This is a genomic window from Streptomyces triticirhizae (assembly GCF_003696235.1).
GTDB lineage: Bacteria > Actinomycetota > Actinomycetes > Streptomycetales > Streptomycetaceae > Streptomyces > Streptomyces triticirhizae.
In genome coordinates, this window is sequence record NZ_RFFJ01000010.1 from 47,459 (window position 1) to 61,590 (window position 14,132).

General features: G+C 75.6%; 12 protein-coding genes, 1 tRNA gene and 1 pseudogene. 8 read left to right on the forward strand and 6 right to left on the reverse strand.

Going from position 1 to position 14,132, the window contains the following annotated elements; translation table 11 throughout:
• Nucleotides 1-116: 116 nt before the first annotated feature.
• The gene (locus tag EBN88_RS03955; protein ID WP_122182375.1) at nt 117-857 is read left to right on the forward strand and encodes a Tellurium resistance; all 741 of its coding nucleotides are present in this window, start codon (nt 117-119) and stop codon (nt 855-857) included.
• Nucleotides 858-897: 40 nt separating this feature from the next.
• Here EBN88_RS03955 and EBN88_RS03960 read toward each other — a convergent pair whose 3' ends face one another.
• Nucleotides 898-1,548, reverse strand: a complete 651-nt coding sequence (locus tag EBN88_RS03960) for a TerD family protein (protein WP_122182376.1) — start codon at nt 1,546-1,548, stop codon at nt 898-900.
• Nucleotides 1,549-1,658: 110 nt separating this feature from the next.
• Here EBN88_RS03960 and EBN88_RS03965 point away from each other — a divergent pair, with 110 nt between their 5' ends.
• Genes EBN88_RS03965 through EBN88_RS03975 form a run of 3 tightly spaced genes read left to right on the forward strand, consistent with a single transcriptional unit; the run spans nt 1,659 to nt 6,132 of the window.
• Nucleotides 1,659-2,822, forward strand: a complete 1,164-nt coding sequence (locus EBN88_RS03965) for an HpcH/HpaI aldolase/citrate lyase family protein (protein ID WP_122182389.1) — start codon at nt 1,659-1,661, stop codon at nt 2,820-2,822.
• Complete coding sequence (locus EBN88_RS03970; protein ID WP_122182377.1) at nt 2,819-5,236, forward strand: phosphoribosyltransferase; 2,418 nt, start codon at nt 2,819-2,821, stop codon at nt 5,234-5,236. Before EBN88_RS03965 ends, EBN88_RS03970 begins: the two co-directional genes overlap by 4 nt.
• On the forward strand, nt 5,233-6,132 hold the full coding sequence (locus EBN88_RS03975; protein ID WP_233580440.1) for an HAD family hydrolase: 900 nt from the start codon (nt 5,233-5,235) through the stop codon (nt 6,130-6,132). The genes EBN88_RS03970 and EBN88_RS03975 overlap by 4 nt, the downstream gene beginning before the upstream one ends.
• A 178-nt stretch (nt 6,133-6,310) precedes the next feature.
• On the opposite strand, the pseudogene EBN88_RS32330 reads toward EBN88_RS03975, so the two are convergent.
• Together EBN88_RS32330 and EBN88_RS03985 are read right to left on the reverse strand one after the other, a co-directional pair.
• Nucleotides 6,311-6,736, reverse strand: a pseudogene (locus EBN88_RS32330) (DUF4383 domain-containing protein); the annotation flags it as partial.
• A 161-nt stretch (nt 6,737-6,897) separates the two neighbouring features.
• Nucleotides 6,898-8,250, reverse strand: coding sequence for a hypothetical protein (locus EBN88_RS03985; protein WP_122182379.1), 1,353 nt, complete (start codon nt 8,248-8,250; stop codon nt 6,898-6,900).
• 142 nt (nt 8,251-8,392) lie between these two features.
• On the opposite strand from EBN88_RS03985, the gene EBN88_RS03990 reads away from it, so the two are divergent.
• Nucleotides 8,393-8,464: transfer RNA gene (locus tag EBN88_RS03990), tRNA-Val, on the forward strand.
• Nucleotides 8,465-8,624: 160 nt separating this feature from the next.
• Nucleotides 8,625-10,037 (forward strand): serine/threonine-protein kinase, encoded by a 1,413-nt coding sequence (locus EBN88_RS31540; protein ID WP_233580441.1) that lies wholly within the window; start codon nt 8,625-8,627, stop codon nt 10,035-10,037.
• Nucleotides 10,038-10,073: 36 nt separating this feature from the next.
• On the opposite strand, the gene EBN88_RS04000 is transcribed toward EBN88_RS31540, so the two are convergent.
• The 3 genes from EBN88_RS04000 to EBN88_RS04010 are packed head-to-tail and all read right to left on the reverse strand — an operon-like array spanning nt 10,074 to nt 12,351.
• The gene (locus tag EBN88_RS04000) at nt 10,074-10,775 is read right to left on the reverse strand and encodes an ABC transporter permease (RefSeq protein ID WP_122182380.1); all 702 of its coding nucleotides are present in this window, start codon (nt 10,773-10,775) and stop codon (nt 10,074-10,076) included.
• Nucleotides 10,772-11,566, reverse strand: a complete 795-nt coding sequence (locus EBN88_RS04005; protein ID WP_122182381.1) for an ABC transporter permease — start codon at nt 11,564-11,566, stop codon at nt 10,772-10,774. Before EBN88_RS04005 ends, EBN88_RS04000 begins: the two co-directional genes overlap by 4 nt.
• Nucleotides 11,563-12,351 (reverse strand): ABC transporter ATP-binding protein, encoded by a 789-nt coding sequence (locus tag EBN88_RS04010; protein ID WP_122182382.1) that lies wholly within the window; start codon nt 12,349-12,351, stop codon nt 11,563-11,565. Before EBN88_RS04010 ends, EBN88_RS04005 begins: the two co-directional genes overlap by 4 nt.
• Before the next feature lie 132 nt (nt 12,352-12,483).
• Between EBN88_RS04010 and EBN88_RS04015 the strand changes: the two genes are divergently transcribed.
• Together EBN88_RS04015 and EBN88_RS04020 are read left to right on the forward strand one after the other, a co-directional pair.
• On the forward strand, nt 12,484-13,338 hold the full coding sequence (locus EBN88_RS04015) for a sensor histidine kinase (RefSeq protein ID WP_199742245.1): 855 nt from the start codon (nt 12,484-12,486) through the stop codon (nt 13,336-13,338).
• Nucleotides 13,335-14,009 (forward strand): response regulator, encoded by a 675-nt coding sequence (locus tag EBN88_RS04020; RefSeq protein WP_122182384.1) that lies wholly within the window; start codon nt 13,335-13,337, stop codon nt 14,007-14,009. The genes EBN88_RS04015 and EBN88_RS04020 overlap by 4 nt, the downstream gene beginning before the upstream one ends.
• Nucleotides 14,010-14,132: the final 123 nt, after the last annotated feature.

Consider the following 14,132-nt stretch of genomic DNA (forward strand, 5'->3'; position numbering starts at 1 on the left):
CCGGCCAACGCGGAAGCCTGTAACGGGACGGCCCGAGACCGTCCCGTTACCGAAGGTGCGCGGAGTGCGCGTGGGACCTCCCGGCCGGGAGGGGGAGAGGCGAGGGGTGGAGCCGCATGGTGTCCCTGTGGACATACTGGCGCGGCGGCGCGGCCAACCAGAAGTTCGACTCGGTCGGCGGGGCCATGAGCTACGCGTCGGAGCTGACCCGACGCAACCCGACCGCCGTGCTCACCGGCGACGGGACGGACAGCGGGACCCTGCGGGTCGACCTGACCTGGCGCATCCGCAGCAACAGCGACTTCGGCCGCTCCCAGCGGCGGCGGATGGCCAACTGGCGCCATCCGCTGGCCGTGTTCCGGCCGGCCGAGATCCAGGCGCACTCGCAGGGCGTGGCCAACATGGACTTCGACCTGGCCTGCATGTACGAGCTGGCGGACGGCAGCAGGGGCGTGGTGCAGACGCTCGGCGGGCTGCACGGCGACTTCAGCGAGGCGCCGTTCATCAAGCTGAGCGGCGACGACCGGTTCGGCACCGGCTCGGGCGAGCACCTGTACATCAACCTGGACAACAAGGACCAGTTCAAGCGGCTGTTGATCTTCGTCTACATCTATGACGGGGCGCCGACCTTCGACCGGGCCGACGTGGTGGTGACCCTCGCCACCCCGGACGGGAAGAACGTGGAGATCGGCTGCACCGACCCGCCGCCGCAGGCGCGGTCCTGCGCGGTCGCGCTGATCGAGGAGGAGAAGGGGCAGCTGGTGGCCCGGCGGGAGGTCAGGTACGTGTACGGCTTCCAGTCGGAGATCGACCGGCTCTACGGCTGGGGCCTGTCCTGGGGGCGGGCCCGCAAGTAGCCCGGCGCGGCCGGCCGTCGGGGCGTTCCCACGCCGGCGGTCAGGTGCCGGCGCCGCTTCCGGCGTTCGGGAGGAACTGCGGGCCCTGCGGCGGCAGCGTGAACGTGGGGTCGGCGCCGGCGTAGCCGTGCGGGGTGGGCGGCGGCCTGCGGGCCGCGCCGATGCCGAACTCGGCGGCCAGCGCGACCAGTCCGCCCGTGAAGCCCCGGCCGATGGCCCGCAGCTCCCAGCCGCCGTCGCCGGCGCGGGCCAGCTCCCCGCAGAGCACCGCCGTCTCCCGGGGCCCGGGCCGCAGCGGCAGGCCGGCCAGCGGCTCCCCGCTGGCGGCGTCGTGCACGGTCAGCTCGGGCCGGCTCAGCTCGGCGCGGAAGCCGCCGTCAGCCGAGGCGGCCAGCGCCAGCCGCTCGATCCCCGGGGCGAGTTCGGTGAGTTCGGCGTGCACCACGTCCCGCACGCCGTCGGCGGCGCGCTGCTTGGGCAGCCGCCTGACCAGACCCGAGGGGTGGGCCGGCTGGTTGTAGAAGACGAAGTCGCCCTCCTGCCCGACCCGGCCGTCGGGGCCGAGGAGCAGCGCGGACAGGTCCAGATCGGGCGCCCCCGCGCCGCTGTGCTGCCAGCTCCACCGCAGCACGACCCGGACCCCGCCGGCGTCGAGACGCAACGGAGCACCGGGTTCCACCACAGGGGTCATACACCGAATCCTGCCTGCGGCCATGCCCCCGAAACAATGGCGAGCTTACGATGGCCCGAAACCGGTGACGTCAGCCAGACGGCCGGAGAGTGGGGGAGATCGGGGGCATCATGCGGCACTTCGGGCACCTGTCGGCCGCGCGGCGTCGCGCGTTGTTCCATCGGGAGCCGGCCGAGTTCGGCCCCGACTCGCCGGTGCGGACGGTGGGTTACGCGCTGGGTGCGACGCTCTACGCTCCGGCCACCCGCCCCCGGCTCGCCGAGGACGTGCGCAAGCAGACCAGGGCCGGGGTGGTGTCCATGGTGCTGTGCCTGGAGGACTCCATCAGCGACGCCGAGGTGGGCGACGCCGAGGAGAACCTGGTGCGGCAGTTCCGGCTGCTGGCCGACGGCACTGACCCGGCGGCGCTGCCGCTGCTCTTCGTGCGGGTGCGGGAGCCGGAGCAGGTGTTGGACCTGACGCGCCGACTCGGCCCGTATGTGGCCCTGTTGACCGGCTTCGTGCTGCCGAAGTTCACCCCGGCTTCGGGCGCCGCGTTCCTGGACGCCGCCGTCGCCGCCGAGATCCTGTGCGGGCGGCGGCTGCTGGTGATGCCGGTGCTGGAGTCGCCCGAGCTGCTGCACCTGGAGAGCCGCTACGAGGGGCTGCGCGCGGTGGCGGCGCTGGTCGAGAAGCACCGGGAGCGCGTCCCCGCCGTGCGGCTCGGGGTGACGGACTTCTGCTCCGCCTACGGGCTGCGCCGCACCCCCGAGATGACGGCCTACGACGTGGGCCTGGTCGCCTCGGTGATCGCCGACGTGGTCAACGTGCTGGGCCGCGCGGACGGCTCGGGGTGCGTGGTGACCGGCCCGGTCTGGGAGTACTTCCGCACCCAGGAGCGGCTGTTCAAGCCGCAGCTGCGCAACACCCCGTTCAGCGGCCGGGCGGAGGCGCTGCGTGCCCGGCTGATCGAGCACGACATGGACGGGCTGCTGCGCGAGATCGAACTGGACCGCGCCAACGGGCTGATGGGCAAGACCTGCATCCACCCCTCGCACGTGGCGCCGGTGCACGCGCTGTCGGTCGTCAGCCACGAGGAGTTCAGCGACGCCGCCGACATCCTCCGGCCGGAGGCGAGCGGCGGCGGCGTGCTGCGGTCCGCGTACACCAACAAGATGAACGAGGTGAAGCCGCACCGCGCCTGGGCCGAGAGGACCATGCTGCGCGCTGAGGTGTTCGGCGTCGCCAGGGACGGAGTGGACTTCGTGGATCTGCTGGCTGCGGGGAACGCGTGACGGCCCCCATATGGTCGGGTGACTGGGTCACCCGCGCGCTGGGCGTGCGCCTGGAGGGCGCGGGGACGCGGGAGTTGCTGGGCCTGGCCCTGCGGCGCAACCCGCGCCGGGCGCATCTGCTGGTCTCCCTGGTGCTGGGCAAGCACGTGCCGCAACGGCCCGAGCTGGTGCACGGCACCGGGCTCGACCTGGGCCGGCGGGTCGCCGCCGAGCTGGGCCCCGAGGCGGCGCGCGCCGTGGTCCTGGGCTACGCGGAGACCGCGACCGGGCTCGGGCACAGCGTCGCCGACGGCCTGGACGCCGTCGGCTTTTTGCACTCGACGCGGCGCGCGGTGCCCGGGGTCACGCCGGTCGGCGGCTTCGAGGAGGAGCACTCGCACCACACCTCGCATCTGCTGCTGCCCTCCGACCCCGGCCTGCTGGCGGGCGACGGGCCGCTGGTGCTGGTGGACGACGAGCTGTCCACCGGCCGCACGGTCCGCAACACCATCGCGACGCTGCACCGGCGCTGGCCCCGGGACCGCTATGTGGTGGCCGCCCTGGTGGACACCAGAACCGAGCGGGACCGGTCCGAGCTGGCCAAGTTCGCGGCCGAACTGGGCGCGACCGTGCGGGTGGTGGCGCTGGCCCGGGGCCGGATCGCGCTGCCCGAGGACGTGCTGGCCCGGGGCGCCGCGCTGGTCGCCGCCCGGGAGACGCCCGGCGCCGAGCCGGCGCCCCCCGAGACCCCGCCCGTGCCCCGCCAGCGCACCGCGCCCGCCAGGATCGCCCTCGACTGGCCGGCCGACGTGCCCGACGGGGGCCGGCACGGCTTCACCCGCGCCCACCGCGCCCGGCTGACCGCCGCGCTGCCCGCGCTCGGCGCGGAGCTGGCCGCGCGGGTGCCGGAAGGCGCCCGGCGGGTGCTGGTGCTGGGCACCGAGGAGCTGATGTACGCGCCGCTGCGGCTGGCCGGCGCGCTCCAGGCCGCGCTCGGCGACCGCGCCGAGGTGGCGTTCTCCTCCACCACCCGCTCCCCGGTCCTCCCGGTGGACGACCCCGGCTACGCCATCCGCAGCCGGCTGACGTTCCCCGCCCACGACGCCCCCGCCGACCCCGGCCCTCGCTACGCCTACAACGTGGCCGGCGAACGCTGGGACGCGGCCCTCGTGATCACCGACGCCGCCGGCGACACCCCCGAACTCCACGCCCCCGACGGGCTGTTGGCCACCCTCGCGCCGCACGCGGGCCGGGTGCTGCTGGCCGCGCTGCCCGCGCCCAGGCCGCTGCCGCCGCCGCTGCGCGGCCCCGCGTTCTCCTCCTACCGCGCCGACGAGGTGGGCTGGCTGCTCCAGGACCTCTCCGAGGTGCGCCTGGAGGCGCCGCGCGAGGAGCGCGAGGAGGCCATCCAGTCCGGCGGCGCCCACTACGCGGAGTCGCTACCGGTCGAGTACCAGCCGAGCGAGGAGTACCAGCGGCTCTTCCACAGCGCGCTGGAGACCTCGGCCGCCCGCGTCGCCCGCGCCGTCGGCACCGTCACGGAGACGGTCATCGCCGAACGCGCCCGGCCGCCCGTGCTGGTCTCGCTGGCCAGGGCCGGCACCCCCGTCGGCGTGCTGATGCGCCGCTGGGCCCGGCACGCCCACGGCCTTGACCTGCCGCACTACGCCGTCTCCATCGTGCGCGGCCGGGGCATCGACACCACCGCGCTGCGCTGGCTGGCCGCCCACCACGACCCGGCCGACGTGGTCTTCGTCGACGGCTGGACCGGAAAGGGCGCGATCACCCGGGAGTTGACGGCGGCGCTGGCCCCGTTCCCCGGCTTCGACCCGGGCCTGGCCGTGCTGGCCGACCCCGGCGGCTGCGTCACCACCTACGGCACCAGGGACGACTTCCTGATCCCCTCCGCCTGCCTCAACTCGACCGTCTCCGGGCTGGTCTCCCGCACCGTGCTGCGCGCCGACCTCGTCGGCCCCGACGACTTCCACGGCGCCAAGCACTACCGCGAACTGGCCGGGGCCGACGTCTCCGGGGCGTTCCTGGACGCGGTCACCGCCCGGTTCGCCGAGGTCGGCGCCGCCGTCGCCGACGACGCGGCGGCCCTGCTGGCCGCCGACCGCACCCCGACCTGGGCCGGCTGGCGGGCCGTGGAACGGATCAGCGAGGAGTACGGCATCCACGACATCAACCTGGTCAAGCCGGGCGTCGGCGAGACCACCCGGGTCCTGCTGCGCCGGGTGCCCTGGCGCATCCTGGCCCGGCGCGGCGCCGGCGCCGACCTCGACCACATCAGGCTGCTCGCCGAGCAGCGCGGCGTCCCCGTCGAGGAGACCGACGAACTCCCGTACAGCTGCGTTGGGTTGATCCACCCCCGCTACACCAGGGGCGCCACCGGCGCCGACGGCCACGCCAGCACCCCGAAGGAACGCCGATGACCCCGGCCCGCACCCTGGTCGCCAGCGACCTCGACCGCACGCTGATCTACTCGGCGAACGCCCTGGAGCTGACCTGCGCCGACCGCGACGCGCCCCGGCTGCTCGCCGTCGAGACCTACCGGGGCCGGCCGCAGTCCTTCGTCACCGAGGCAGCCGCCGCCCTGCTGGCCCGGCTCGCCACCCACCCGGCGGCCGTGTTCGTGCCCACCACCACCCGCACCCGCGAGCAGTACCTCCGGGTGCGGCTGCCAGGCCCGCCGCCGCGCTACGCGATCTGCGCCAACGGCGGCCATCTGCTGGTCGACGGCGTCACCGACCCCGACTGGCACCGCGCGGTCACCCGCCGGCTCGCCGCCGAGTGCGCCCCGCTCGACGCGGTCAGGGAACGCGTCCGCGCCACCGCCGACCCGGACTGGCTGCTGCGCGACCGGGTCGCCGAGGACCTCTTCGCCTATCTGGTGGTGGACCGCGAACGGCTGCCCGACGCCTGGCCCAAGGCCCTCGCCGAGTGGGCCGCGCCCAGGGGCTGGACCGTCTCCCTCCAGGGCCGCAAGCTCTATGTGGTGCCGGAGCCGCTGACCAAGAGCGCCGCCGTCGCCGAGGTCGCCCGCCGCGCCGGCGCCGAACGCGTGCTGTCCGCCGGCGACTCGCTGCTCGACCGGGACCTGCTGCTGGCCGCCGACGCCGCCTGGCGGCCCGGCCACGGCGAGCTGGCCACCAGCGGCTGGACGGCGCCGCACGTCACCGGGCTCGACGAACGCGGCGTCAGCTGCGGGGAGTCGATTCTTCGCGCGCTGCTCGGCGAGCTGCCCGCCCCGGCAGCACCCGACGCCGCCGACGGTCCCGCGCCCACCGCCGCTCCCGGCGCCGGTCGGCCTGCCGCCACTCCTCGCTGATCTCCCGGCGCCGCCGCTCGACGATCCGCGACCGGCGCTCCGCGCCGCTGGCGACCTCCGGGTTGCGCGCCCGCCAGTACGGGTTGTCGTGCGGCAGCCGGCCGGCGACCCGGCCATAGGCGCCGATGAACAGCAGCAGCAGGCCCACCGCGTAGCTGAAGACCACGTTGGAGATCTCGAAGTTGAGGATGTTGGCGTCGGTCTTGATCAACGCGAGGTTGACGAAGCCGCTCAGCAGGAACAGCACGCCCAGGCCCAGGCAGAACGTGGACGCCAGGTTGCCGCCCACCAGCATCGCCACCCCCAGCGCCAGGCCCACCACGACCGACAGCCAGCTGAGCGCGCCGTTGGTGTTCATGCCCCACACGGTGTTGTCCCCGGTGGAGAACGCGCCGAGCTTCCGCGTGATGCCCAGGACGCCGAAGATCACCAGGCCCAGGCCCATCAGCCCGGCGCCGATCCGGTAGAAGCGGTTCAGCCGGCGGTCGGCCGGCCGGTCCCGCTCCAGCCTGGCCCGGCTGAGCAGGCCCAGCGGTCCGCCGTTGGGCAGTCGAGGCTCACCGCGCGGGTCCGTCCCGATCAGGGACGACATCGATGCCGCCATGGCGACCTCCTCCTCGGGTTCCTCGGGGACGCGTGCTACTCCCGGAAGCTCCGCCGAACGACCCGGCGGACTCCCGAAATGTCCCGTTCCGCGTACCCGATGTGGCGCCGCCCAACCACGCCGGGGGGCGCGACGTCAGCGGCCCGGGGCGCGCGGCGCGCTCAGCGCCCCGCCCGGATCGCCTCCACCACAGCGCCGGCCGTCTCCCGCACCGCCTCCAGCTCGGTCAGGAAGTGCCAGTAGTCCGGGTTCCGCCCGCCCTCCTCCAGCTCGGAGACCGCACGCTCCAGCCGGGCGACCGCCCCGTCCAGCGGGCGGGCGTGCCGGGGGTCGGGCACCGTGCGCCCGCGCATCGCGAGCCGCTGCGCGTCCCGCACCACGAACCGTGTCCGCTCGATCTCGCCCGACGGGTCCCCGGCGATCTCGTTCAGCCGCCGCAGCCGCTCCCCGGCCGCCGACACCGCCTCGTCCGCGCTGCCCAGCAGCTCGTGCGCCCGCGCCAGCTGGGCGGTCGCCGCCTCGAACCGCTGCGCCCGCCGCTCCGAGCGGGCGGCGGCCAGCGCCTCGCCGGCCTCCCGCACCGCCTCCTCGGCCTGCTGGGGCACCCGTTGCAGGTCCTGCCAGCAGTTGGCCATGAAGCGGCGCCGCAGCTCGCTGAGGACCGGGCCGACGGAGTCCGCGCGGTTGCTGATCGCCTCCGCGCGGGTGCGCAGCGAGGTCAGCCGGCGGTCGATCTCGGCCGCCCGCTCCGGCAGCCGGGCCGCGTCCGCCGCGATCGCCTCGGCCTCCCGCCGCACCCGCTCGGCCCGCTGGATCGTCGGCCGCACCCCGTGCCGGCCGGCGCCCTCGTTCAACGCGCGCAGCTCCGGGCCGAGTTGGGCCAGCCGCGCGGCCAACTCGTCGGCGCCAAGACCTGACCCGCGCGCCCCGTCCAGCGCCTCCGTCGCCGCCAGCAGGGCCCGCCTGGCGCGCTCAACCGCAGGGGCCACCTGCGCCAACTGCTCCTGGGCCCGCGCGACCAGCGGCGTCAAACCCTGCTCGAACCGCTCCAGATCGCCCCTGACCCGCACCAGCGCGTCGGTCACCCGGGCCAACTCCCGCTGCGCGCGGTTGGCGTCGCCCGGCTCCAGCTGCTCCGCGTCCAGGTCGTGCGCGTCGAGGGTGGTGATGTAGTCGTGGCTGACCCGGTCCACCTGCTCGCCCAGGGTGGCGAACCCGGCGGCGGCCCGCCGCACCTCCGGCGACTCGTCGGCCGCCGTGACCGTCTCCAGCGTGATCCGCAGATCGCGCTGCGCGGTGTCCAACTCGTAGAACGCGGTGGCCGCCGCGTCCTTCGCCTGCTGCGCCCTGGCCCGCGACTCCTCCGCCCGGCCCCGACCCCAGCGCCGGGTCCCGCCGCCGGTGAACGCGCCGGGCAGCGCGGCCCACGCGACCACCGCCAACGCGGCCGGCACCAGCACCACGGAGACGGTGAGATCCCTCGCCAGTCGGCTCGCCGCTCGGCCGGTTGTCACGTGTCCTTCTCCCCGTGGTCGTGTAAGCCAGGTGAGTCCGCCGCCATTCTCCCATCCACACAACGATCCGAAAGCGGCTGGTAGTGCCCGCCTGAGATCCCTTTCGAACGGCTCCCGTGTAGGCTGTGCCCGCGAAATCCCCGGGTACATAGCTCAGTGGTAGAGCGCCGCCCTTACAAGGCGGATGTCGGCGGTTCGAACCCGTCTGTACCCACCGCTGTACCCGCCGCGGGTGGACGAGTCACCGGGCCTCCGTTCCGAGGGGCGTCGACGCCCGGAGGTCCCCGGGGGGAGCCCCTGGTTCGGGCGGTCGGCATGTGGTGTCATCGCCCATGACGTTTCGCGAGGGTGAGGGACGGGGGGAACTCGGGGCGATGGTTGTGGAGTTGGAGCCGGCTGACCCCCGGCGGGTGGGCCGGTACCGGATCACCGGGCGGCTGGGGGCCGGCGGGATGGGCCGGGTCTTCCTGGGGCGTTCGCCGAGTGGGCGGCTGGTCGCGGTGAAGGTGGTGCGGGCCGAGCTGGCCGACGATCCCGGCTTCCGGGAGCGTTTCGCGCGGGAGGTCAGGGCGGCCCGGAAGGTCGCCGGGCTGTTCACCGCCGCCCTGGTCGATGCCGATCCCGACGCGGTCACGCCCTGGTTGGCCACCGCCTATGTTCCGGGGCCTGCCCTGGACGAGGCGGTGGTGGCGCACGGCCCGTGGCCGGTGGCGTCGGTGCGTGCCCTGGGCGCGGGGCTGGCCGAGGCGTTGGAGGCGATCCACGCCGTGGGGCTGGTGCACCGGGACCTCAAGCCGTCCAATGTGCTGATCGCGCCGGACGGCCCTCGGGTGGTCGACTTCGGGGTCTCCGTCGCGGTCGAGGCCACCGCGCTCACCCGCACCGGCGTCGTCGTCGGCACGCCCGGGTTCATGGCCCCCGAGCAGCTCACCGGTGCGCCCGTCACCGCGGCCACCGACGTCTTCGCGTTGGGCGCCGTCCTGACCTATGCGGCCACCGGCACCGGCCCGTTCGGCACCGGCTCGGCGCAGTCGCTCAACTTCCGTATCGCCTACGAGGAGCCGGATCTCACCCGCATCCCCGCTCCGGGGTTGGAGATCATCGGCCGCTGTCTGGCCAAGGAGCCGGCCGAGCGGCCCACGGTGGCCGCTGTTCTGGCCGAACTCGCCTCCGAGCGGGAGGAGTCCGACGACCACCCGCCCACCGCCGTCGACCAGCACGCGGGGTGGCCCCCAGAACACATCGCCCAGGCCCTGCCCACGGCCCCGGCAACGCCCCGGTCCCGTCCGCGGCAGCCGACGCGGGCGTCCACCGTCCCGCCTCCGCCACCGACCGGAGCGGCCGCACGCGCGACGGTCCGGACTCCGAGCCCGCCTCCGGCCGCGCGCCCGGCCGCCGCGGCCCGCGCCGCCGCGGCCCTCCGGGCCGCCATCGTGATGGTGGTGGCCGCCCAGTTCCTGCCCATGGAGTATGGCGTCAGCGTGATCAGCGCCCCGATGGGTCCCCGTGGGCTGGCCCTCCCGCTCGGCGCGCTCAGCGCGGCCACCTGCGCCCTGGTGCTGAGGCTCCAGAACCGGGGCGGGAACGCGCCGGTACCGGCCTGGGCTCGGGTGCTGCACGGGGTGGTGACCACGGTCGTCACGGCTCTGGCCGTCCTCCTCGTGCCCATCCTCCTCACCGGCGGGGACCTTGGCTCCATCGGCGCCGGGGGGTGGTGCCTGATGTTGGCCGGCGTGCCGTTGTTCTACAGCGTCTACCAACTGTCCCCCGCCCGGCTGCGGAAGTAGCCTCGCGGGGTTGGTGGACCACGCCTTCTCGGCGCGTCAGGCGTCCCGGCGGAGGAAGCCGGCGACGGCCGGCGCCGTGATCAGGGCGATCCAGCCGAGCAGGACCAGCGCGCCCGTTCCCGGAGGGAGCGCGGCCTCGGGCCGGTGCGGGTGGTAGAGGGCGCCGCCGGCCGGGCCGGGCAGCAGGCGGGCGTGGCCGGTGAGCGGGGCGAGCAGCGGCGGCGCGAGCAGCACCAGACCGAGCGCGGTCACCAGCGCGGGGACCAGCGAGCGGAGCGGCAGCGCCACGGCCAGGCCCAGCAGCCCGACCAGCACCAGATGGCCGCCGGCGCCCAGGACGAGCAGCGCGTCGGGGGCCGCGTCGCTCCCGAACGACGCGGTGGCCAGGCTCGCGCCCAGGGCCGCCGCGCCGGTGAGCGAGGCGGCGGCCAGGTAGGCGAGGCCCTTGCCGAGCAGCAGCGCGCGCCGGTCGGGCACGGCGACCAGGGCCGGGCGCGCGTGCCCGGCCGGGTAGTCGGCGGCGACGGTGAGCACGCCGAGCAGGACCGTGCCGACCTGGAGGAACGGGACGGCCTCCGCGAGGACTTGGCCGCTGCCGGCGCTGGCGGCGGTGGCCGTGGTGGCGACGGTCAACGCGACGGCCGCCAGCACCGTTCCGAGCGCGGTCGCGAGGACGAGCGGCAGGCTGCGCAGCTTGATCAGCTCGGCGGCCGTGACATCGACGAGCGCCCGCCTCATGCGTCGCGCCGGTGCAGGACGAAGGCCGCGACGCCGAGCAGCGCCGCCGCCCAGGCGGCCATGACCAGCCCGCCGGGGAGCGGCGCGAGCGGGTCGTCGACGGCGATGGACGAGGCGTCGGCGAACAGCCGCAGCCCGGCGAGATCCGGCAGCAGGCGCGCCACCGGCGTCACCTTGGCGAGCAGCGCCGAGAACGACACGACCGAGCCGTTGACGAGGAACCAGACCAGTGGGAGCACCGGGCCCCGGGCGAGGACCGTGACCGCCAGGGCGAGGAGCGCCATCAGCGCCCAGTACAGCGCGACCCCGACCGCCCGGCCGACGAGCGCGCCCGGCTCGTGCGCGCCGGCCGCGTCGCCGAGCGCCGGCCGCGCCAGCGTGAGCGAGGCGGCGAGGGTGACGGCGGCGCCGGCGGCGACCAGCGCGACGAGGACGACGGCCTTCGCCGCCAGCACGGCGGACCGGCGCGGCACCGCGACGAGGGTCGTGGTGAGCTGCCGGCCGCCGCCCGCCCCGGGGCTGTTGGTCCGGTACTCGCCGCTGACGGCGAGGACGCCGAGCACCACGGCGCCGACCACGCCAAGTGGCGCCGCGTCGAAGGCGAGGTCGGCCGGCGAGGCGCCGGCCCCGGGGTCGAGGCGCGCCTCCCGGCGCGCGGACATCAGGACGACGCCGAGCGTGCCGAGGAACGTCAGGCCCAGCGTCGCCCAGGTGGCGGGCAGGCTGGCGGCCTTGAGGAACTCGCCGCCGACCGCGCCCCGCAGCGGTGCCCCCGCGCGCCCCCGGCTCATCGCGCGGACCCCGAGCGCCCCGCGCCCCCCAACGGCCCGGTCCCGCCCGGCCGTTGGGCCCCACCCAGGTCGGCCGCCCCGCCCCGGTCGGCCGCCCCCGTCCAGGCGAAGTACGCGCCCTCCAGCGAGCCATGGCCCGCCGTCAGCCGCCCCAGCGGCCCGTGCGCGACGACCCGCCCGCCCGCGATGACGGCGAGATCGTCAGCCACCTCGGCCACCTCGCCGATCTGGTGGCTGGACAGCAGGACCGTCCCGCCGCCGTCCGCGTGCCCCCGCAGCAGCTCCCGCAGCCAGCGGACGCCCGCCGGGTCGAGCCCGTTGGCCGGCTCGTCCAACACCAGCACCTCCGGCTCGCCCAGCAACGCGGCGGCCAGCCCCAGGCGTTGACCCATCCCCAGCGAGAACCGCCGCACCCGGGTGCGGCCGGCCGCCGCCAGCCCCACCCGTTCGAGCACCTCGGCCACCCGGCGCCCGGGGATGCCGTTGCTCCGCGCCACCCAGGCCAGATGCGCCCGCGCGGTCCGGGAGCCGTGCGCCCCCGAGCCGTCCAGCAGCGCCCCCACGGTGCGCAGCGGCGTGCGCAGGTCGCGGTACCGGAGCCCGTTGACCAGGGCGGCGCCGGACGAGGCGCGGTCCAGGCCGAGCAGGATGCGCAGCGCCGAGGACTTGCCGGCTCCGTTGGGGCCGAGGAACGCGGTCACCCGGCCGGGAAGCGCCCGGAACGTGACGTCCGTCAGGACGGTGCGGGGTCCGTGACGCTTGGTCACGCCGTCGAAGGAGAGCATGTCCCCATGCCAGCCGGGCGGCGCCGGCCTGTCATCGGGCCGGGGGCCGGCGTTCCGGGGGCGACTCCGTCCCCGGTCCCTCGGACCCGGGTCCGATGCCCGGGGCCGCGTCCCGTCCCTAGACTGCGCGGGGTGGAGACCGAACGGCCCAGGTGGCGCTCGTATGACCGGCGCGTTGTCGCGACCGTGCTGGCCGTCGTCCTCCTGGTGCTGTTCGCCTTCGGCGTCAACTCGACCACCGGGTGGTGGGTCGCGCTCCTGGTCAACGCGGCGATGAGCGTCTCCGTCCTGACCTGGGCGCTGCGCCGCACCCGCGCCCAACGCCTGCGCTACGAGGACGACCTGACGGCCTGGGCCGCCGAGCGCGCCATCGGCACCGAACGCCTGCGCATCGCCCACGACCTGCACGATCTGGTCTCCCACGGGATCGGGCTCATCACCGTTCGCGCCGCCGCCGCCCGCAGGATGACCGGCCCCGAGGGCGAGGCCGAACGGGCCGAGGCGCTGGCCGACATCGAACGCGTCGGCCGCGAGACGACCACCGAGCTGCGCCGGATGCTGGCCGTGCTGCGCGCCCCGCACAGCGCGCCGCTGCGGCCGGCCGACACCCTCGACGCGCTGCCGGCGATCGTCGCGGCGGCGAACGCGTCCGGGCTGGCGGCCACCCTCGACATGGACGACCTCGGGGAGGTCACGCCGGGCGTGCAGCTCGCGATCTGCGCCGTGGTGCGCGAGGCGCTGCACAACGCGGTCCGGCACGCCGGCCCCACCCGGGCGCGGGTCACGCTCCGGCGGGACGGCGAGGCGCTGACCGTGGACGTGCGCGACGCCGGCCCGGTCGAGGGCTGGCGGTCGCAGCCGGGCGCCGGCCACGGCCTGGCCGGGCTGCGCGAACGCCTCACCGCGCTCGGCGGAACCCTCCGCGCCGCGCCGGCGGCGGACGGCTTCCGGCTCGCCGCCCGCATCCCGGACCGGGTCGCCCCGTGACCGCCCCGGCCCCCGACCGCCGCGTCCGCGTGCTGATCGCGGACGACCAGCCGTTGCTGCGCCGCAGCCTCGCCATCGTCATCGACGGCACCCCCGACCTCCGCACCGTCGGCGAGGCCGCCACCGGGCGCGAGGCCGTCGCGCTCGCCCGCGAACTGGTGCCCGACGTGGTCCTGATGGACCTGCGGATGCCCGGCGGCGACGGCATCGAGGCGACCCGGGCCGTCACCGGCGACCCGGGCCTCCCGGCCTGCCGGGTGCTGGTGCTGACCATGTTCGAACTCGACGCGTACGTCCAGGACGCGCTGCGCGCCGGGGCGAGCGGCTTCCTCCTCAAGGACGCGACCCCCGAGCAGCTCCTCGACGCGATCCGCCGCACCCACGCCGGCGAGTCGCTGTTCGCCCCGGCCATCCTGACCCGCCTCGTCGAGCACTACGTCCGCCGCCCGGCCACCGCGCCGCCCAGGCGGCTCGACGCGCTCACCGAACGCGAGACCGAGGTGCTCGCCCTCGTCGGCCGTGGCCTGTCCAACGACGAGATCGCCGCGAGCCTCACCATCTCGGTCAGGACCGTCAAGACGCACATCGGCAACCTCCTGGCCAAGCTGGCCGCCCGCGACCGGACCCAACTGGTCATCGCCGCCTACGAGAACGGGCTGATCCCGCGCTAGGTTCTTTCGTTTGGATCATCGTGCGGACCAGATGAAGATGCCTGCGATGTGGAGTCCGGCGAGGTAGATGGTTGCGGTTTTGTCGTAGCGGGTGGCGAGGCCGCGCCAGTGTTTGATGCGGTT

Coding starts and splice junctions, on each gene's coding strand:
- EBN88_RS03955 (WP_122182375.1), top strand. CDS start 117: ATGGTGTCCCTGTGGACATACTGGCGCGGCGGCGCGGCCAACCAGAAG.
- EBN88_RS03960 (WP_122182376.1), bottom strand. CDS start 1,548: ATGACCCCTGTGGTGGAACCCGGTGCTCCGTTGCGTCTCGACGCCGGC.
- EBN88_RS03965 (WP_122182389.1), top strand. CDS start 1,659: ATGCGGCACTTCGGGCACCTGTCGGCCGCGCGGCGTCGCGCGTTGTTC.
- EBN88_RS03975 (WP_233580440.1), top strand. CDS start 5,233: ATGACCCCGGCCCGCACCCTGGTCGCCAGCGACCTCGACCGCACGCTG.
- EBN88_RS31540 (WP_233580441.1), top strand. CDS start 8,625: ATGGTTGTGGAGTTGGAGCCGGCTGACCCCCGGCGGGTGGGCCGGTAC.
- EBN88_RS04000 (WP_122182380.1), bottom strand. CDS start 10,775: ATGAGGCGGGCGCTCGTCGATGTCACGGCCGCCGAGCTGATCAAGCTG.
- EBN88_RS04005 (WP_122182381.1), bottom strand. CDS start 11,566: ATGAGCCGGGGGCGCGCGGGGGCACCGCTGCGGGGCGCGGTCGGCGGC.
- EBN88_RS04010 (WP_122182382.1), bottom strand. CDS start 12,351: ATGCTCTCCTTCGACGGCGTGACCAAGCGTCACGGACCCCGCACCGTC.